Origin of the sequence: Thalassotalea sp. 1_MG-2023, assembly GCF_030546745.1 — a bacterium.
GTDB lineage: Bacteria > Pseudomonadota > Gammaproteobacteria > Enterobacterales > Alteromonadaceae > Thalassotalea_C.
This window is the reverse complement of sequence record NZ_JAUOPD010000002.1, coordinates 268,960-289,248: the sequence shown is the minus strand read 5'-3', so window position 1 is coordinate 289,248 and position 20,289 is coordinate 268,960. Positions and strand designations below refer to the sequence as shown.

Below are 20,289 nucleotides of genomic sequence, written 5' to 3'. Positions count from 1 at the left end.
AGCGACTGATTTTATGTTGACGATGAAAAGAACGCACAAAAAAACCGACGTGATTCACGTCGGTTTTTTTATGCTTAATAATTACTGTTCAAAGTAAAACCTTGAGCGTTTATTATCATAGTTACCAATTTCATTCATAGTTGCAGCGTCATATAGTCGGCCATTTATCATAGTATAAGTGACACGATCAGATAAACGAATGTCTTGTGTTATATCACCATCAATGACAATCAAGTCAGCAAGTTTACCCTGTGTTAATGAACCTAGGTCTTTGTCTAAACCTAGAGACTTAGCCGGTGCTATTGTCGCGGTGCTTAATGCTTCAATAGGTGACATACCGCCTTGCGCCATCATCCAAATTTCCCAATGCATCGCTAAACCTTCACGCTGACCATGCCCGCCAGCATTCACTAACACACCCAAGTCTTGCATCTCTTTAGCCACTTTAGCGACGTTAAAGTGATTATAGTGATGTAATGGCGCTTTAGTTCTGCGCATTGAGCGCGGTTCTAGTATTTCACTCGGTACGTATTTGCTTAAACGTGGGTGTTTCCATACCTCAGTTGTGTCGTACCAATAGTGCTCGCCAGAAATACCCCCATATGCAACCCCCATCGTTGGTGTATAAGCCATTTCAGAATGCGACCACAATTGTTTAATATCGTCATAAACTTTAGCCGTTGAAATAGAGTGCTCTAACGTTGTGTGACCATCTATCAGCATCGTTAAGTTATGTTGTAAAAGAGAGCCACCTTCAGGCACAACCATCACACCAGCTTCACGCCCTGCTTGAATAAACTGTTGGCGTTGATCACGACGTGGCTGGTTATAACTTTTCACGGAAAAAGCGCCAGCTTTTTGTAAGCGCTCAATGTGGAACTTTGCGTCATCTAAGCTATCAACGTGGGCCGTAGCGCCAGCTGATGTTGCTCCATATAAAATACGTCCTGTTGAAAATAGGCGTGGTGCAACAATTTCACCTGCTTTTTGCATTTCACTTGCAGCAAAAAAGCTGGTTGTATCATTTGAAGGATCATGAATCGTCGTCACCCCTAGTGACAACCCAGCATAGTTCTTCCAGTTTTGTTCAGGAATAATTTGATAGCTTCCTTGAGCACCATGAGCATGGGCATCAATCAATCCTGGTATGATGGATTTACCGGTAATATCAATAACTTTCGCATCTTTTGGAATACTAACGCTTTGTTGATTACCCACTACAATAATTTTATTACCGTCAACAACCACAACACCGTTATCAATCACACCTTTATTGTCCATGGTGACAACCTTACCCCCAACAAAAGCAATTTTACCTGTCGGTTTATCGATTGTATGTTCATAACTTAATGAAGTAATACGAGGTTTAACGTCAGATTTTTTTGCGTCATCTTTAGCAAAATCAAACAAGTTTGAAACGTCTGCCTGATATAAATCTGGGCCTAAGGTCCAATATAAAGCTGCAGAATTTCCGTGCCAATTAATGCCTTCACCTGCTCGCACCGATAATTGTTTTACCGGAAAGTTTTTAGCACTTGGCCCTGTATCAATAACCGAACCGCGCTCAACAAATGGTGTAACAAACACTTTAAAACGTTCTGCAAATGCTAAATGTTTGCCATTTGGCGCAACGCGATATTCAGTGGCAAACTTACCTTGATATAAGGCTTGTTCATGTTGACCATCTAAATCTATTTTAAATAATTGCGTTTTCTTGCCACCCCGAGTTAAATAAATACGGTCATTTTTAGCACCGAAATGTGGCGCAGAACCTGACTCGGTAATTAAAACCGGTTTACCACCTTTTGCCAATACTTGATAGACACCTGTTTTTAAGCCCCATTTAGGATCTAATATTCCGCCGCCTCGTACTTTTCGATAAACAACGGTTTTTCCGTCTGGCGAAAAGCTCGGCTCGATATATTTACCTGGCTCCTTAATCAGTGATTTACCTTTGCCACCGCGACTTGAAGTTACCATCACCTGACCAAGTGACTTATCATCCCACGTCGTATAAACAATCTTTTTACCATCGCGTGAAAAACTTGGATTTAATTCACGATAATCGCGTTGTTTTGTCAAACGCTTCGCTTTACCGCTCACTTTGCCATCACGCATTTTTTGGGTATATAAATAACCCATTGACTCAAACACAACTTGTTTGCCATTTGGCGACACTTCAACATCCCGGATCATTTTCGTATTAAAGGTGTCTTGATCTAAGTCTTGTTGAAAACGTAATGCGGTTTGAATTTTCTTTTGAGTGTTTACCTCAAACGGTATCACTTTAACTTGGCCGTTCTCAGTATTTAATCGATTGATATGCCCGCCAGACCAAAAAATTAATGTTTTGTTGTCTGGCAACCATGCCATATCTGGATACACACCATGTATAGCCCAGGTTTCTTGCATATCACGATCAAGGTTTTCATATGCGAGTATTTTTTCACCGCTATTTAGGTCGTAGAGATAAAGGTTAGACTGAAAGTCATCGCGACTCACAAACGCTAAAGTATTTCCATCTGGAGAAGGTACAGGACGAATAGCCCCACCTTTGCCTGAAATAATCGTTTTAATTTTCCCTGTGGCTAATTCAAAACGTTTAATGCGATAAATACCTGATTCTGAATCTTTACTGTATTCAAAATATTTACCTGGCGTTGCATCTTGAGAAAAATACACATAACGGCCATCAGGTGAAAACGCTGGCTCACCTAAGTCTTTTTGTTCATTCGGGCGTTTAGTTAACATTACACCACTTCCGCCTGACTTGTGGTACAGCCATACTTCACCTGCGCCTAGTGAACGTCTGCCAGTATAATGCTTACGACCAACAAGGTAATCTCCATCAGGTGACCAAGCTGGGCTGTTTAGCAATCGAAATGATTCTTTCGTAACGGGTTTAGCATCACTACCGTCTGCATTCATCACCCATAGGTTATCACCACCGTCTTGATCAGAAGTAAAGGCAATATATTTACCGTCAGGGCTAAAAGTAGGTTGCATTTGCCAAGCAATATCGGTCATTAAAGCCGTTGCTTTGCCGCCGGAAATTGGCATGGTATAAATATCACCTAACAAATCAAAAACAATTGTCTTTCCGTCAGGGCTTACATCAACATTCATCCAAGTTCCTTGGCTTACATTGATATTAGCGGTAGTAAATTCACCTTGAGGTTCGTTCACCGACCATTTTTTATCTTTATCAGCAGATAACTTTTCGTCAGCAATGCTGCTTGCACTTGCCATTGATAAAGCAAGAGTAAGCGCTGCTGTCGACAACATGTGTAGTGGCTTTTGAGGCATTTGAATATCCTATCGGGTTATCATTATAATTTTTATCACTAAGCAGGCGCGATTCAACACACAGCTGTCTTTAGCGTTTAACAGTTATAGTAAACACTAAAGCATAGATGTATACAAAATTTCAATGTGGTTGAGATAGACGAGAATAATTTTACGGTAAACGCCTAATAGCTATAGATATAAACGTTAATTATTTTTGGTAGCCCCAGCGAGGCATGATGTTTTGAGAAATATTTAAATGGTCAAGCAATCTGCCAACCATAAAATCAACTAAATCATTAATAGATTGAGGATTATGATAAAAGCCAGGAGCCGCCGGCATAATAGTGACGCCCATTTGTGAAAGTGTCAGCATATTCTGCAAATGTATGGTCGAAAATGGTGTTTCTCTTGGTACTAAAATCAGCTGTCCACGTTCCTTTATCACCACATCAGCGGCACGTTCGATTAAGTTATCACTCATGCCTTGGCTAATAGCAGCTAATGTACCGGTTGAACATGGGCAAACTACCATGGTTTTAGGCGCCGCAGAGCCAGAGGCTACCGGTGAAAACCACTGTTCTTTACCAAAAACGGTAATTTGTTCTGCTTTTGCATCAAAATGTGACGTTAACAATGAGGTAGCCGCATCTGGTGCCGCCGGCAGTTTTAATGACACTTCTGTATCAAGCACTACGCGTGCAGCGCTCGATACCAACAAGTAGATTTGATAATTCGTTGCAACAAGACATTCAATTAACCTTAACGCATACGGTGAGCCAGAAGCGCCAGTGATCGCTAACGTGATTTTTCCTGTAAAGTTGCTCATCATTACCTCAATTATTTAGTTGCTAATGCAGTTAACAAGTGCTCGTGAATTCCACCGAAACCACCATTACTCATGACCACAATCGTATCACCAACCTGTGCATGATCAATAATTGCAGCAGTAAAACGCGATAAGTCATTATCAACAATACACGGCTGTTGGCAATCTTGAATGAGCTTATCTACTGACCAAGTTATTTTATCACCCTGATAAACAAATGACAGATCGGCTGTTGAGAGTGACTTTGCTAAGGTATCTTTATGCACACCTGACTTCATGGTATTCGATCTTGGCTCTAACACAGCAAGAATTCGTCCTTCCCCAACATTTGCTCTTACAGCACTTAATGTTTTTTCAATTGCAGTGGGGTGATGGGCAAAGTCATCAAATACTTTTATCTGATTTATCTCACCGCGTAACTCTAAACGACGTTTCGTATTAACAAATTCGGAGAGGGCTTCTATCGCAACTTTAGTTGGTACTCCCGCATGGCGTGCAGCAGCGATCGCCATTAAGCCATTATCAATATTAAAATCGCCAATTAAAGACCAATTAACCGTACCTTGAATATCATCTTTAAAACGGACTATAAATTGACTACCGTCTGGCGTGAGTTTTTCAGCATGCCAGCCCAAGTGTTGTTTAACATCATCAACACTAAATTCTGTTGGTGTCCAACACCCCATTGAAAGTGTTTCTTCAATAGCACTGTCATTTGCAGGAGCAAGTACCAAACCATTACTTGGTACCATGCGTATTAAGTGATGAAATTGTTTTTGTATATCGCTCAAGTCATTAAAAATATCAGCGTGATCAAATTCCAGATTGTTGATCACTAACGTTCGTGGTCGATAATGAACAAATTTAGATCGTTTATCGAAAAAAGCCGTGTCGTATTCATCAGCTTCAATCACAAAGAAAGGGGAGTTACCCAATCGGGCAGAACAACTAAAGTTTTGCAGTACACCACCAACTAAAAAACCAGGTGTTAGCTTGGCGTATTCTAATATCCACGTAAGCATTGAGCTTGTTGTTGTTTTGCCATGTGTGCCTGAAACTGCCAACACCCAGCGATCTTTTAAAACATTCTCTAACAACCATTGAGGTCCAGAGATATAAGGAATATTGCGGTCAAGAATATGTTCAACCATCTCATTGCCGCGAGACATGGCATTACCTACGATCACCAAATCAGGTTCATCATTTAAATGTTCAACGTGATAGCCTTGTTTTAATTCAATACCTAATGCGGCTAGTTGAGTACTCATCGGCGGATACACATTAGCATCACAACCCGTGACGCGGTGTCCAAGCTGTTTAGCAATTGCAGCAATGCCACCCATAAAAGTACCGCAAATGCCAAGTATATGAAGATGCATATAATTCCTATCTATTTGGGAGCTCAGTAATGGTCTGCAATATACCCGATATCACCACTAAACTCACCTTTAAACTCATCATTAAACCCATTATTAAGTAATGTATTCAGCGCATAAACAACAAAAACCTAATATTTCATTTAATTACAATTGCACTTATTCACTCGGTTTGCCAAAATCATCACAAAGAAACCTAAAGGAATTATTGTGCCTAACCTAGAAGTTCAGTCGTTACATATCTACCCAATAAAATCAGCAGCAGGTATTAGTTTATCGCATGCTTGGGTTGATAATTATGGGTTAAGCTTTGATCGTCGTTTTGTTTTAACCACGTTAGATGGTCAATTTATCACCGCTAGAACGCAACCAACACTGTGTTTAATTAACGTTAATATAACTCCTGAAGGATTAGTATTAACCGCGCCAGACATGCCCGTACTGGAAGTGACGACCGAAAAATTTAGTGAGCAATATCATAACGTAACAGTGTGGAAAGACGACATCGAAGCGCTATACTGCCACCAACATTACGATAAATGGTTTAGTCAATATTTAGGTATACCCTGCCAATTACATTTCTTTGCTGAGCGCTCAACTCGCTTTGTTAAAAACAGAAATAATCAAGTGGCTTTTGCTGATGGTTATCCATTACTAATCGCCACACAAGCAACGTTAGATGATCTTAACCAGCGCTTATCAGATCATCAGGTCAGTATGAGCCAATTTAGACCAAACATAGTCGTAAAAAATAGTGATATATTTGCCGAAGATACATGGAAACATATCCGTATTGGTGAAGTTGAATTTGAAATCACCAAACCTTGCAGTCGCTGTATATTTACCACAGTTAACCCAAACACTGGTGAAAAGCACAGCAAGCAAGAACCGTTAAACACCTTAAAGCAATACCGCCAAATGGAAAATGGCGACGTTATTTTCGGACAAAATATGGTGGCGCTAAATAAAGGGGTTATTCGCCAAGGTGACAATATAACGATAATTAAACAACAAGATGCACCAGTATACTGTAAACCATCAAAAACAAAGAAAAGTATTCCCGAAGCCGATCCTGAAAAAACAGCACGAACTCAGCCTACAAAAGTTGTGCCTAAAAAAGTAACTCTACAGTTTGAGTCTTGGGATACTTCCCATAAAGGAAACACCCAAGAACCAGTTTTAGATCAAGGAGAAGCCGCAGGGCTGATATTACCGTACTCTTGCCGAGGTGGTATGTGTGGTCGTTGTAAAATAAAACTTAAAAGTGGTGAGGTAAAGCAGTTAGCTGATGATGGCTTAACTGACGAAGAAAAACAACAAGGTTATATATTAGCATGTAGCGCTATCCCACTATCTGACTTAGTGTTAAGTTCACAATAATATGACACTGCTACTTAATTGCGACATCGGTGAAAAAGTACATCACAACGATGCGTTGTTGATGCCATATATAGACCAAGCGAGCATAGCCTGCGGTTTGCATGCATCTGATCCCCAAACTATCGATCACACCATTAAACTCGCCATAAAAAACAAGGTTTGCATTGGTGCTCACCCCAGTTACCCAGATAAAGAAAACTTTGGCAGGAAAACCATGGTGTTACCCCAAAGTTCACTTGAAGCGATATTACATTATCAATTAGCCGCATTTGCGCAATTATGTAAAATTAACGGTGGTCAACTACGCTATGTAAAACCACATGGCGCTTTGTACAATGATATGATGAAAGATCTCGATATTTTTACTGTGATTTGCCAAGTAATAAACAATATGTTTATCGATGTGTCACTCATGGTACAGGCAATTCCTGAAATGAATAAATTCCAACAGATTGCGGCACAATACAATATCAACTTAATAACCGAAGCTTTTGCAGATAGAAACTACCAAGATAATGGCTTGTTAGTCCCGCGTACACATACAAATGCAACAATACATGATACGAATCAAATTCAGCAAAATATTGCGCAATTCCTAAAAACAGGAAAGCTATTGTCAGTGTCAGGTCAAACGTTACCGCTAACTGTAGATAGTTTGTGTATTCATGGTGATAACCAACACGCGGTTACCCTCGTCAAACAATTAAGACAACTACTCAATGAACACCGCTGAGCAAGTCGAAATTTCAGCTATCGCTGAAGATGCTGTACTCGTTGAATGGCAAGAAACTATTTCACCCACCATTCAACAGGCAATTTCGCATTTGAAAATTTCATTAAACGCTGCACTTTCGCATAAAGTAATTGAGATGGTGTCGAGCTATAATAGCTTGCTCATTTATTATCGCTTTGATTTGATTACCTACTCGCAATTACTTGAAACCATCATTGAGCACACTGCCAATTCTACGGTATCGCGTGACGATACCAGCAACACGCCGGAACTCAATATTCCAGTATATTACCATGGTGTCGATTTAGACCATGTGGCAAACCAATTATCGCTAAGTGTAAAAGAAGTGATTGATCACCATAGTACCAATAGCTATATTGCATACGCTCATGGTTTCACACCTGGGTTTTGCTATTTAGCATCACTAGTAAAGCAACTGCAATTACCAAGGCGTGATACGCCTCGCACTAACGTACCCAAAGGCGCAGTGGCTATTGCAGGGCAACAAACCGCCGTGTACCCAAATATTAGCCCTGGTGGGTGGCATATCATCGGTTACACACCTTTGCCAATGTATACAACACAAAGCCAAGTATTTGAACCAGCCATTAATTTAGGCCAAGTGGTTCGTTTTACCGCTATTTCGAAAGAAAAATTTATTGCCTTAGGCGGTAACCTTGAAGAGATTAGTCGCTTATGATCACTGTCGAAAAGTGTACTAAAAACATTTCTATACAAGATTTAGGTCGTCCATCAGCCCAGCATTTAGGGTTTAGCACATCAGGTGCCGCAGATGAATATAGTTTTTTGCTTGCTAATTTACTGCTCGAAAATCAAGCTAACACTCCAGCCTTTGAAATATTTCTAGGTAATGTTACGTTCAAATTCAATCAGCCTTGCACCATTATGTTAACCGGAGCAGATTGCCATTCTCTCCTTAACAATCGCAACGTAGAAAATAACCAACTACTACTCATGGAAAAAGGCGATGTATTACAATTACGAACACCGAGAAATATGCTTTATACTTACCTTAGCGTTCAAGGTGGATTTGATTGCAATAACTGGCTAGGAAGTGCAAGTTACACACATAACGAACATCATATAAACGGGCATATACCCCCCATTTATCAAGGTCAAGCATTTACTTTATCAGCAAATACAGGCTCGAAAAGTAAACATGAAAATGTTATCAGTAATACCCCAAAACAAGATAGAAACCTTTTCCATCAATCACAAAAAGATAAATTAACTCTTAGGTTTATTCCAAGTAATTTATTTAATGCATGGACAAAAACACATCAACATACATTTTTGACTCAAACATACCAGGTCTCAACACTCAGTGATAAAATGGGTTATCGTCTTACAGGTGAGCCACTTGAGGTATCCTTAGAAACAGAATTATCAAAGCCTGTAACATTAGGCACCATTCAATTGCCCCCTGATGGCCAACCGATCATTTTAATGAAAGCACGGCAAACAATCGGCGGTTACCCGGTACTTGGTGTGGTGATATATACCGATGTTATTCGATTGAGTCAGAAACGTCCTGGTGAACAAGTAAATTTTAACATGACACCGCTTAGTCAAGCACAAGCACAATTGCTTTCATTTAGAAAACGTATGGGGTTAACGTGAAACTAAGCACTATTGAACTAGGGCCTGTTGATCTTTCGCGTTTAATTCAAACAAAATTTAATATCAAAAGATCAACAGACTCTATATCAAACCTACAAATGAATACCTCAGGTACAAAATAGTTGATGAATTATCAATGCTATCACTTTAGAATAGCCGCGGTTTTTCTTGCTTGTTTCTATAAGGTTTCTTTGTGATATTAATGATCGACAATTACGATTCGTTTACCTTTAATCTCGTACATTATTTCGAATCACTCGAGCAACGGGTTTTAGTATTCCGTAATGATGAAATCACCATTGAAGCAATTAAACAGCTTGCGCCCCAGTATATTGTTATATCACCTGGTCCCTGTGATCCTGACAAAGCAGGTATCTCGCTTGCCGTTGTTGAGCACTTCGCAGGCAAAATTCCTATTTTAGGAGTTTGTTTAGGTCATCAATGTATTGCGCAATATTTTGGTGCAAAAATAATCAAAGCTCGCCAAGTTATGCACGGTAAAACGAGTCAAGTTCGTCATCGAGGAAACTCTCTTTTTACCTCGTTAAATCAACCATTGAATGTCACTAGATACCATTCATTAATCGTTGATAAACGCAGCCTACCCGCATCGCTAGCAATAACAGCATGGACAGAAAACGAACAGGGGGAAATTGATGAAATAATGGCACTAACGCATAAAGAACTCGCTCTTACCAGTGTACAATTTCATCCAGAATCAGTGTTAACAGAGCAAGGCCATCAATTATTAAAAAACTTTCTTACTCAACAACCTCTATAATTGTGTTTAAACCCATAAAATTAAACGTTATGCTACTGATGCCGATAGCAAGATGTCACGCTTAAAAATAGATACTCATGAAAATATTTGAAGATAACGAACTCCTTTCACCGATTTACCAAAAAGCAATTGCACTTACTATAGGGAAGGAATATGTCGAGCGTGAGCATAATGCAACTTCGGTTATTGCCAAACAAAACAGTGAACAAGAGAATCGAAGAAGAGAATTATTAGCCGTAGAAGAGCAAGCAAATAAAGACAGACTCATTGAAGAGCACGGGAAAAATCATTTTAAACATCAAATGATGAGCAAATTCTTTACCCAAGTGAACACGCAGGTAAACAGTGCCTTCGATCAAAAAGAAAGCTTATACACCAATCTGTTACAGATAGAAGATGCTGCGCCAGCTATTATGGAAATTTTAGCCGTAAAAGCTGCCTCAGTGAAACGAATATCTCCGCTGGTAGCATCGCTGCCTTGGCTTGCTGATGAACTTATCAAACTCGTTAACAAACCACAGTATAGAAAGCGCGCAGATGTTCAAGTGAGCGATGCTAATTTAGCCTTAACGTACATCGGTTTAGAAAACCTAAAATTAGTCATGCCCACCTTTATGTTAAAACATTGGCTACCAACAAGTACCTCTCCTTTTGGTGCAATGAAAAGAAAACTATGGAACGATTCACTCACAATCGCGCTTGCTACACAAGCACTGGCAAAGCTCCATAAATTAGACACTTTTACTGCCTTTTCAGCAGCCATGTTTAGTAATATAGGCTTACTTGCTGTTACGCGAAGTTATATTCAAACCTACAATGATTTACACAAAGAAGAAGTAAAAAAAGCGTTTGATAATAAAGATAAACGTTTACATGATGTATTAGTTGAATTTGATTTATCACCTGAATTAATGCATCAACAACTGACCACAAGAAGTGCAGCAGTTAGTGCTGATTTAGTGGAGTTAATGCGCTTTGACCGCTTAATGATCACTGAGCCTATTTTTGATCTTGCCTATACCAATAACTTACAGACAATGACACCCATCGCACAGCTTATTGTTAAAGCCAAGGCGTATGTGATGTACCGAAATTTAGCAGCCGATGAAATGCTCTCTACAGAACAAGCTAAAACATTACTCAGTAGCGTAAAATTGACTAAGGCAGAAATAGCACTACTGAAAAAATCAGATATTGATCATATTAAACTGACCTTTGATCACACCTAAAGCCAACTTCTTTTAACGTTCCAGGTGACATGCCTCTTTAATGTTACCTTGACGCTTTATACACACCAAAAGAGTTATACAAGATGCTATAACATTGTGGTCAAATGCGACAAAAATCTGAAAAAATGTCGACAACATTGCGATAAAATTAGCATTTATTTTTGAGTATTTATGAAATGTAAACTTCTATTAACGTATCAAGAAATGCTCAAATACACTCAAGCTCTATCAAATTTATAGAATCGATTTATCAATTATAGTTATGCAATATAATTGAATAAAAAACATAAACCCCTTGATTTACAAGGCTTTCAAGCACATTCAAACAAGACAACTATCTTTTTATCTGTCATAATGCCGTTGGTATGTTTACCTTTGACGTATCTATTTCACACAATATTTACGCTCAGCATAGCAAGTATTTTCGTGTACAAAGTTTATACTGCAAAGTTAAACACACAAACGTAATTTAACGACTAAAATAGCATTAGCTGATATTAGTATTAAACAAATAAGTTAGCATTCCGAATTTAAGGAGTAGACAATGAGTAATCACCCACCAGTTAGCCGTGAATTATTTGATGAAGTTATGGTACCTAATTATTCTCCATCAGCAGTAATTCCTGTACGAGGCGAAGGTTCTCGCGTTTGGGACCAACAAGGTAAAGAGTATATCGATTTTGCCGGCGGCATCGCAGTTAACTGTTTAGGACATTGTCACCCAGCGCTAGTAGGCGCTTTAAAAGAACAAGGTGAAAAACTTTGGCATCTTTCAAATGTAATGACCAACGAGCCTGCTCTACGTCTAGCGAAAAAACTTGTCGATAATACCTTTGCTGAAAAAGTATATTTCGCCAATTCTGGCGCAGAATCTAATGAAGCAGCTTTAAAACTTGCACGTCGCTGGGCACTTGAAGTGCATGGCGAGCACAAAACACAAATTATCGCATTCAAACAAGGCTTTCATGGCCGAACGTTTTTTACAGTAACCGTTGGTGGTCAAGCAGCATACTCAGACGGCTTTGGACCAAAGCCGGGTGATGTAGTACATGCCGAATATAACAACTTAGAAAGTGTTAAAGCACTAATCTCAGAAAAAACCTGTGCTATCGTTATGGAACCTTTGCAAGGTGAAGGTGGCATTATTTCGCCAACAGACGAGTTTGTGAAAGGTGTTCGTGAATTATGTGATCAACACAATGCACTACTCGTGTTTGATGAAGTACAAACTGGTATCGGCAGAACAGGCGATCTTTACGCATATATGGGCCTTGGCGTAACACCTGATATTTTAACCACAGCCAAAGCCCTTGGCGGTGGCTTTCCAATTGGTGCAATGCTTACGACTACTGAAATAGCAAAACACTTAAAAATAGGTACACACGGCAGTACGTATGGTGGTAACCCATTAGCATGTGCTGTTGCTGAAGCAGCGTTCGATACAGTGAAAGATTCAGCAGTACTTGCTGGCGTAAGTCAAAAAGCTGCAATTTATAACGAAGGCTTAAATGCCATCAATGATAAATACCACGTATTCAAAGAAATTCGCGGAAAAGGTTTGTTAATCGGTGGAGTATTGTCTGATGACTACCAAGGTAAAGCAAAAGATTTTCTTATTGCTGCCATGGAAGAAGGCGTAATGACTCTTGTTGCCGGCGCTAGTGTCGTTCGTTTCGCACCTTCATTAGTGATCCCTGATGAAGATATCCAAGAAGGCTTAGCTCGATTTGAGCGTGCTGTAGCAAAAGTCGTTAACGCATAGCTTAATGAGCCTCTTTTCAGAGGCTCTATTTATCTTGAGAAGTAGATATGATCATTATTCGCCCTATTCGACAAAACGACTACGATGCGCTGCATAAAATTGCCGTAGAGTCAGGTCATGGTTTTACCTCACTACCGGTCAATGAAGAGCTACTTTCGCAACGCATTGCACACTCTGAAGCTTCTTTCCATCGTGACGTTTCATCCCCTGGCAATGAAGGCTACCTTTTTGTCATGGAAGATACCGACACTGGAGAAGTTGTCGGAACAAGTGGTATAGAAGCAGCCGTTGGTCTAGATGATGCTTTTTATCATTATCATGTTGGTAAAGTGGTTCACAGCTCTAGAGAGCTGAATGTATATAACACTGTTGACACCTTATCGCTTTGTAATGACTATACGGGGGCAACTGAAATATGCACCCTATTCTTATCAGAAAGTCATCGAAAAAATAGCAATGGCCGTTTTTTGTCGCGAATGCGCTTTTTGTTTATCGCAGAACACTTAGAGCGCTTTTCAGATACAGTTATCGCTGAAATGCGAGGCGTTTCTGATGATGAAGGTCGTTCTCCTTTTTGGAATTGGTTAGAAGAACACTTCTTTTCAATGGATTTCCCAACCGCTGATTATTTAACAGGCATTGGGAAGAAAGAATTTATTGCTGAATTAATGCCTAAATACCCTATTTATGTCAATTTACTCAGTAAAGAAGCGCAACAAGTTATCGATAAAGTACACGATAAAACAGTACCAGCATTAAGATTACTTGAAGCAGAAGGTTTTAGCCGACGTGGCTACGTTGATATTTTCGATGCCGGTCCTACCGTTGAAGCTAAAACGAGAGATATACGCTCAGTTAATGAAAGCCAACGCTGCCAAGTTATCGTTGGTGATGTTGATAGCAGTGATAACTACATTTTATGTAACAACAAAATTGCTGACTTTAGAGCTGTACAAGCACCGATACTAATGCGAGAAACCGCTCATCAAGCAGTAATTACTCCACAAGTAGCTGAAAGCTTACATGTTTCGGATGGTGACTGGATCAGAGTGATAAAAAATTAACAGCACCATTCGCATTCAACAAAATACACGCAACAGTCGTGATGAGGAAAAACAATGACGCACCCAATACAATTTATCGATGGCCAATGGCTTGAAGGTCAAGGCTCAGCTTTTAACTCTGTTAACCCTGCAAACAACACTGAAATATGGCAAGGGAATGCGGCAAGTGAACAACAAGTTGAACAAGCTATCAAAGCAGCACGTAATGCATTTACTCCATGGTCTTCTAAATCGGTAGAATCACGCATTGCCTTAACTGAAAAGTTTGCTCAGTTATTAACTGACAACAAAGAAACATTAGCAACAACTATCGCACAAGAAACAGGAAAGCCACTCTGGGAAACAAGAACCGAAGTAGGTGCAATGGTTGGTAAAATCGCCATTTCAATTAAAGCGTTCCATGACAGAACAGGAACCGTTGAAAACCCAATGCCTGGAGCCAAAGCGTTTATTCGTCATAAACCTCATGGCGTAGTTGCTGTTTTTGGTCCTTATAACTTCCCAGGCCATTTACCAAATGGCCATATCGTGCCTGCATTAATAGCCGGAAATACCATTGTATTTAAACCTAGTGAATTAACGCCGTTAACGGCAGAAGTCACCTTAAAATTATGGCAAGAAGCTGGACTTCCTGAGGGTGTACTTAATATGGTGCAAGGTGAAGTTTCAACAGGTAAGGCACTGGCGAATCATCCTCAAATTGATGGTCTATTTTTTACTGGCAGCTCAACAACAGGTAAATTATTGCATGAACAATTTGGTGGTCTTCCTGGCAAAATTTTAGCGTTAGAGATGGGCGGCAATAACCCGTTAATCGTGAAAGATGTAAAAAACACTGACGCCGTAGTTCATGACATTTTACAATCAGCTTTTATAAGTGCCGGTCAACGTTGTACTTGTGCACGTCGTCTATTTATTCAATCAGGTGAACAAGGCGATACCATACTTGCCAAACTTATTGAATCAACAAAAGCCATTAGCGTTGGTTATTATGATGATGAACAGCAACCATTTATTGGCTCAATGATTTCTGAAAAAGCCGCTTTAGGATTAGTGAGTGCGCAAGATAAGTTAATCAAGCTTGGTGCCAAATCATTAGTTGAATTAACCCATAAAAAAGCAGGTACCGGGTTTGTAACACCAGGCATTTTAGATGTTACTGGCGTAGATATCCCTGATGAAGAGCATTTTGGTCCTTTATTAAAAGTGTATCGCTATACCGATTTTGATGCTGCTATTGATGAAGGAAATAACACCGCATTTGGTTTATCAGCAGGTTTACTTGCCGACAGTGAAGCAGACTATCAACACTTCTTCTCACGTATAAGAGCCGGTATTGTTAACTGGAACAAACCAATTACAGGTGCTAGTAGCGCCGCACCTTTTGGTGGTATTGGCGACAGTGGTAACCATAGAGCCAGTGCTTATTATGCAGCAGACTATTGCGCATACCCAGTAGCCTCTGTAGAAGCTAACGCCGTATCGTTACCTGAAAATTTATCGCCAGGACTGACCATAAAATAAATACTGATCACGCTTTAATGAAGCCAATAAGGTCTTCATTAAAGCGTATTAATATCTAAATACTAAAAACACATTATTTTTAGCACCCAATACAATGTAGTGAGAAACATCATGAGCGTTGAAGTAAAACAATTATTCGATCATATTTGGCAAAATTATTTACAAGTCACTCCCTCAGCTGAGAAAATTCATCAGTTATTAGGTTCGGGCAGCGATGTAATAAATGATCATGTAGCGTATCGCACCTTTAACCACGAAAAAGTAAACATTGAGAAACTTGCCCAACATTTATTAGCACTTGGCTATAAAGAAGGTGGAGAGTACCATTTTGAAGCCAAAAAATTATACGCAAAACACTTTGAGCATGAAGATGATACGTTGCCAAAAGTGTTTATTAGCGAATTATTAGTGGAAGAATTTTCACCGCAAGCTCAAGCGATTATCAATAAAGTGGTTGACCATATTGATGCATCATTAGTGGCAACACCTGCATTACTTTATTCAGGTAGAAATTGGCCATTAAGCTATGATGAATACCAAACTCTACTCGCAGAAAGTGAATATGCTGCTTGGTTATCAGCATGGGGATATCGCGCAAATCATTTTACAGTTAGCATTAATTATTTAGAAAACTTTGATGACATCGAACAAGTTAACCAATGTTTGAAAGATGCGGGGTACGCCTTGAATGCTTCCGGTGGGGAAATAAAAGGTGGCGCTGATGTTAAATTAGAACAGTCATCCACAATGGCCGATAAAGCTAAGGTTGAGTTTTCTGACCAAGCAATTGAAATTCCATCATGTTTTTACGAGTTTGCCAAACGTTATCCTTTAGCCAATGGTAAATTGTATACCGGGTTTGTTGCCGCGTCAGCCGATAAAATCTTTGAAAGTACCAACTCAAAAAGCTAATACACATAACATCAATGCTGCTCAGTTAGCGTAAACTAACTGAGCTTTTCAGCATAAATTTAGCATATCAACTTACTTACCCTTGTTATTTTTGTGCTTGATGTTGAGCAATATCGGTAATGGAAACTTGTTGTTCACCACGCTCAATCATGTTGATCATCACTTCTGAACGCTTACCGTGCTTTTCAACAAACGCTAAAATATTTTCACCGTTACACGCAATATTTTTAGCGACAAACTTAGCTGAATAACCTGAAGCTTTGATTTGGTTATGCATCACTGCTCGATTTCCATTTGCTGCAGCCATACATAAGCTTGTTTCAATTGAACCATCTGAAGCTGTTAGCTTCTCTGCTTGCGCAGTTGCGGCTACGCCTGCAATCATTAACGCACTTACTAATACTTTTTTAATACACATCATTATTTCCACCCTTTATTACTGACAACACAACACATGTTGTTCGTATATATAGTGGCAATAAAATCAGATAAAGTTGTTTAATCTGGCGTTGAGAATGTAAAAGTTCGTGTCATAACTCTGTCGAAAGTACAAAAAAAATACGCAAGAAAAATACATAACAATCTGTATTTATTATTAAAAACGATGTCGTATATACAATTTGTAAAAAAACACAAAAGATTACATTCATCATGTCAAATAAATTAATTATTCAATAATACCACCGGCAGAAAACTTTCTGCTTACTCGGGAAAACAACTGCAAAATGATGTTAAAGCAATCTTTAATATTTTCATTGCAGCCCTCAGATCAAGCAATACTCGGTATGAACACAGTTGTTTATATAATAGCTCCAACTATCTCGTATACTCTTCATAAAAATTGCATAAACGTACAATTATCTTATTAATACAATGAAAATCAGTGGTGTTTTAGTTGGTAATACGTCAATATGTACCTTAAGGGATAAAATGGATTACCTTCAAAAATTGGAATGCTCGTAAAATCAGCTAAGTTGTTGGCTATACATAACTTTATTTGAGCTGTTTTTTACTTTAAATGCAATTTTTATTATTCATTTTCTATTTGTTTTACTATAGTTAAATATTAAACAGTTGTTTTAGTTGGGAACAACGATACGACCAATTATTTAATTAGCAGTAAAGTAATGGTTTAGGAACATAATATGGATATACAGCTCTTTGAAAATAGTGCACGACGACAAGATACCTCGTTACGGATTGCCGTAGACCGTGTTCACAATAAACTTCAACATTTACAATCAGAAAAACAATTAATTCAATTAGTAACAGAGCTATTATGTGAATTATCAGAATCACGTTTAGCGTTAGCGTTTAAACTTTCTTTTGATGATCAAAGAACTCCTTATTTTGAAAAAATAGCCGCAGCTGAAAGTACACCACTGAGTTCGGTACCTTTAGCCTGTTCGCAGCACCTAGCTATTAATACCGTTACTAAACCTATCTACAAAGCCTATGTCGCAAACTGTCCAACTGTTTTTCATCAATCAGAACTATTAACAGAAATAAACCCTAATGGTGGCGAAAATAAACAGGCGGTAATGTTTCCTGTTCATGACGTAGAAAAACCAATCGCGATGTTTTTTTTATTTGACGCGAAAGCGCCTTATCATATTAATCAAATTGTTCGTTACATCCCGTTATTTAATGCATTGAACCATGTGCGACGTTTACTAAAAGCATCACCTATTAATGCACATAAACTGACCAAACTCGAACAAAGCTTTAAGCAAAATTATTCCTTATTAGAGACACTTTCGCCCAACCCAATTTTAATTCTTAAAAAAGATTTAAGCATCGCCCGAATTAACCCTTCTCTAGAAGCATTATTAGGGTATGACAACAGTCAACTAGTGAATGAACACATTAGTAAAATTATTCCTGAACATCATAAACATCAACACAAGTTAAGAATAGCGCTAAGTTTTCAACATATTGGGCAAGCAAACAAACAACAAATCACCATAAATACGCACGATAATGTTCCGTTAAATTTATCTTGTAGCATTGTCAAAATGATGGAAGCTGGTGAAGTTCGAATTTTAGTGTTGATGCTTGATCAACATGATGATCATTCGGTACAGCAACGTTATGAATTAGAACTAGCACGTTTTAAAGCATTATCTGAGCTTGTACCAATTGGTATTCTTCAAACGGATGAAAATTGGCATACGCGATATGTCAACAATAAATGGCTAGAAACCCTCGGTATTGAACGACAAGATGTTGATAAACTTAACTGGACTCAATTATTTAGTACTGAACAAGCCGAGTCTATTTTAGCCAACTTATATGAATCGTTAAATTGTCACCAAACGTTTGAATTTGAAGGTAGTATTTTCACGAATTATGAAAAAGAATTGTGGATCCATTTTGAAGCCCGACCGCTTTTCGATATGCAAGGTAATTTGTCTGGTTTTATTGCCTCAATTGTCGACAACACTTTTCATCATAATACTGAGGAGCGTTTAAGAGATATAGCCGAAACCGATCATTTGACAAAATTACCCAATAGATTAGCGTTAACCAATAGGCTCGCCAATTCTTTAGAGCGTGTAGAACGTCGTGGCGCAATGGCAATGTTAAGTTTAGATCTTGACGGTTTTAAAAACGTTAACGACACCATGGGTCACGATGCTGGCGATAAATTATTAATTCTGGTCGCCAATAGAATTTTAAAAGTGTTACGTAAGGAAGATTTTCTCGCTAGATTAGGCGGCGATGAATTTATTGTGTTACTCGAACAGTTAGCTGACTCTGAAGTGGCTTCGGCTGTCGCTAATAAAGTATTAAGTGCCATTAATAAACCTTTCATTATTGATTCTGAAGAAGTCTTTATCTCATCAAGCATTGGTATTTGTTTCGCTGTAGCAGGGCAAAAAACAACGAGCACCCAACTGATGAAGCAAGCGGATATTGCCATGTATCATGCAAAAGATATGGGGCGAAATACCATACAATATTATTCATCAAATTTAGATAAAATTTCTCGCGACCGTTTAGAGCTAGGTAATAGCTTACACAAAGCTGTTAGCCAGAAAGAATTTGAATTGTTTTATCAACTTCAAATTAATAATGCAGAGCAAAGCATTATTGGGCTTGAAGCCCTACTCAGATGGCGAAAAAACGGCGAAATGATTGTTGGTCCTGATCAATTTATTCCGTTATTAGAAGAAATTGGTTTAATAATTCCCGTTGGAAGGTTTGTTATTAAACAAGCATTAGCACAACTTGCTAGTTGGATTTCAGCAGGAAAACTAACCAAAAATGTGGCTATGGCGGTTAATTTAAGCCCAAAACAATTCCGAGATTCAGACTTAATTAAATATATCTTAAAATGTATTGATGACAATAACTTACAAGGGCATAATCTGGTTCTTGAAGTGACAGAAACAACCTTACTTCAAGATAATAAAGAAGTTACCTTTATTTTAAAAGAGCTTGCCAGTTGTGGCATAAAAATCGCGTTAGATGATTTTGGTACAGGATACTCTTCATTAAGCCACTTAAAAAATTATCCGATTGCAGAAATAAAAATTGATCGAAGTTTTATTAGCGATATTTTAACCGATGAAAGTGATAGAGAAATCACTAAAGCTGTGATTGCAATGGCGCATGCACTCAACATTGATATTGTAGCTGAAGGTATTGAAAATAAAGAAATTCTTGATGAACTTATCTTAATGAAATGTGCCATAGGTCAAGGCTATTTTTATAATCGTCCAATGCCAGCAGCTGATATTGAAGCATTATTTGTTCAGTATAAGTTTTAA

At 38.6% G+C, this 20,289-nt stretch carries 15 protein-coding genes; 11 read left to right on the top strand and 4 right to left on the bottom strand.

Going from position 1 to position 20,289, the window contains the following annotated elements; all coding sequences use genetic code 11:
• Positions 1 to 81: 81 nt before the first annotated feature.
• From Q4489_RS02770 to mpl, 3 genes are all read right to left on the bottom strand, one after another.
• Positions 82 to 3,306: an amidohydrolase family protein gene (locus tag Q4489_RS02770; protein WP_303476763.1), complete on the bottom strand. Its 3,225-nt coding sequence runs from the start codon at positions 3,304 to 3,306 to the stop codon at positions 82 to 84.
• A 190-nt stretch (positions 3,307 to 3,496) separates the two neighbouring features.
• Positions 3,497 to 4,117 carry a flavin prenyltransferase UbiX gene (locus tag Q4489_RS02765; RefSeq protein ID WP_303476761.1) on the bottom strand — a complete coding sequence of 207 codons (621 nt, stop codon included), beginning with the start codon at positions 4,115 to 4,117 and terminating at the stop codon, positions 3,497 to 3,499.
• Between the two features lie 8 nt (positions 4,118 to 4,125).
• Positions 4,126 to 5,493, bottom strand: coding sequence for a UDP-N-acetylmuramate:L-alanyl-gamma-D-glutamyl-meso-diaminopimelate ligase (gene mpl / locus Q4489_RS02760; protein WP_303476758.1), 1,368 nt, complete (start codon positions 5,491 to 5,493; stop codon positions 4,126 to 4,128).
• A gap of 207 nt (positions 5,494 to 5,700) precedes the next feature.
• Here mpl and Q4489_RS02755 point away from each other — a divergent pair, with 207 nt between their 5' ends.
• From Q4489_RS02755 to Q4489_RS02710, 10 genes are all read left to right on the top strand, one after another.
• The gene (locus tag Q4489_RS02755) at positions 5,701 to 6,870 is read left to right on the top strand and encodes a YcbX family protein (protein WP_303476755.1); all 1,170 of its coding nucleotides are present in this window, start codon (positions 5,701 to 5,703) and stop codon (positions 6,868 to 6,870) included.
• A gap of 1 nt (position 6,871) precedes the next feature.
• Positions 6,872 to 7,603 carry a 5-oxoprolinase subunit PxpA gene (locus Q4489_RS02750; RefSeq protein ID WP_303476752.1) on the top strand — a complete coding sequence of 244 codons (732 nt, stop codon included), beginning with the start codon at positions 6,872 to 6,874 and terminating at the stop codon, positions 7,601 to 7,603.
• Entirely contained in the window at positions 7,590 to 8,303 is a 714-nt protein-coding gene (locus tag Q4489_RS02745; protein ID WP_303476749.1) for an allophanate hydrolase subunit 1, read from the top strand. The genes Q4489_RS02750 and Q4489_RS02745 overlap by 14 nt, the downstream gene beginning before the upstream one ends.
• Positions 8,300 to 9,244: a biotin-dependent carboxyltransferase family protein gene (locus Q4489_RS02740; RefSeq protein ID WP_303476746.1), complete on the top strand. Its 945-nt coding sequence runs from the start codon at positions 8,300 to 8,302 to the stop codon at positions 9,242 to 9,244. The genes Q4489_RS02745 and Q4489_RS02740 overlap by 4 nt, the downstream gene beginning before the upstream one ends.
• A gap of 193 nt (positions 9,245 to 9,437) precedes the next feature.
• The gene (locus tag Q4489_RS02735) at positions 9,438 to 10,025 is read left to right on the top strand and encodes an aminodeoxychorismate/anthranilate synthase component II (protein ID WP_303476744.1); all 588 of its coding nucleotides are present in this window, start codon (positions 9,438 to 9,440) and stop codon (positions 10,023 to 10,025) included.
• Positions 10,026 to 10,102: 77 nt separating this feature from the next.
• A complete protein-coding gene (locus Q4489_RS02730; protein ID WP_303476741.1) occupies positions 10,103 to 11,254 on the top strand; it encodes an HDOD domain-containing protein in 1,152 nt (383 codons plus the stop codon).
• A 544-nt stretch (positions 11,255 to 11,798) separates the two neighbouring features.
• Positions 11,799 to 13,016 (top strand): aspartate aminotransferase family protein, encoded by a 1,218-nt coding sequence (locus Q4489_RS02725; protein ID WP_303476739.1) that lies wholly within the window; start codon positions 11,799 to 11,801, stop codon positions 13,014 to 13,016.
• Positions 13,017 to 13,063: 47 nt separating this feature from the next.
• Positions 13,064 to 14,080, top strand: coding sequence for an arginine N-succinyltransferase (astA, locus tag Q4489_RS02720; protein ID WP_303476736.1), 1,017 nt, complete (start codon positions 13,064 to 13,066; stop codon positions 14,078 to 14,080).
• A 54-nt stretch (positions 14,081 to 14,134) separates the two neighbouring features.
• Positions 14,135 to 15,604 (top strand): succinylglutamate-semialdehyde dehydrogenase, encoded by a 1,470-nt coding sequence (astD, locus tag Q4489_RS02715; protein ID WP_303476734.1) that lies wholly within the window; start codon positions 14,135 to 14,137, stop codon positions 15,602 to 15,604.
• Positions 15,605 to 15,715: 111 nt separating this feature from the next.
• A complete protein-coding gene (locus Q4489_RS02710) occupies positions 15,716 to 16,516 on the top strand; it encodes a DUF1338 domain-containing protein (protein WP_303476731.1) in 801 nt (266 codons plus the stop codon).
• Positions 16,517 to 16,601: 85 nt separating this feature from the next.
• Here Q4489_RS02710 and Q4489_RS02705 read toward each other — a convergent pair whose 3' ends face one another.
• Positions 16,602 to 16,937, bottom strand: a complete 336-nt coding sequence (locus tag Q4489_RS02705; protein WP_303476728.1) for a DUF3718 domain-containing protein — start codon at positions 16,935 to 16,937, stop codon at positions 16,602 to 16,604.
• Between the two features lie 724 nt (positions 16,938 to 17,661).
• On the opposite strand from Q4489_RS02705, the gene Q4489_RS02700 reads away from it, so the two are divergent.
• The gene (locus tag Q4489_RS02700; protein WP_303476725.1) at positions 17,662 to 20,289 is read left to right on the top strand and encodes a GGDEF and EAL domain-containing protein; all 2,628 of its coding nucleotides are present in this window, start codon (positions 17,662 to 17,664) and stop codon (positions 20,287 to 20,289) included.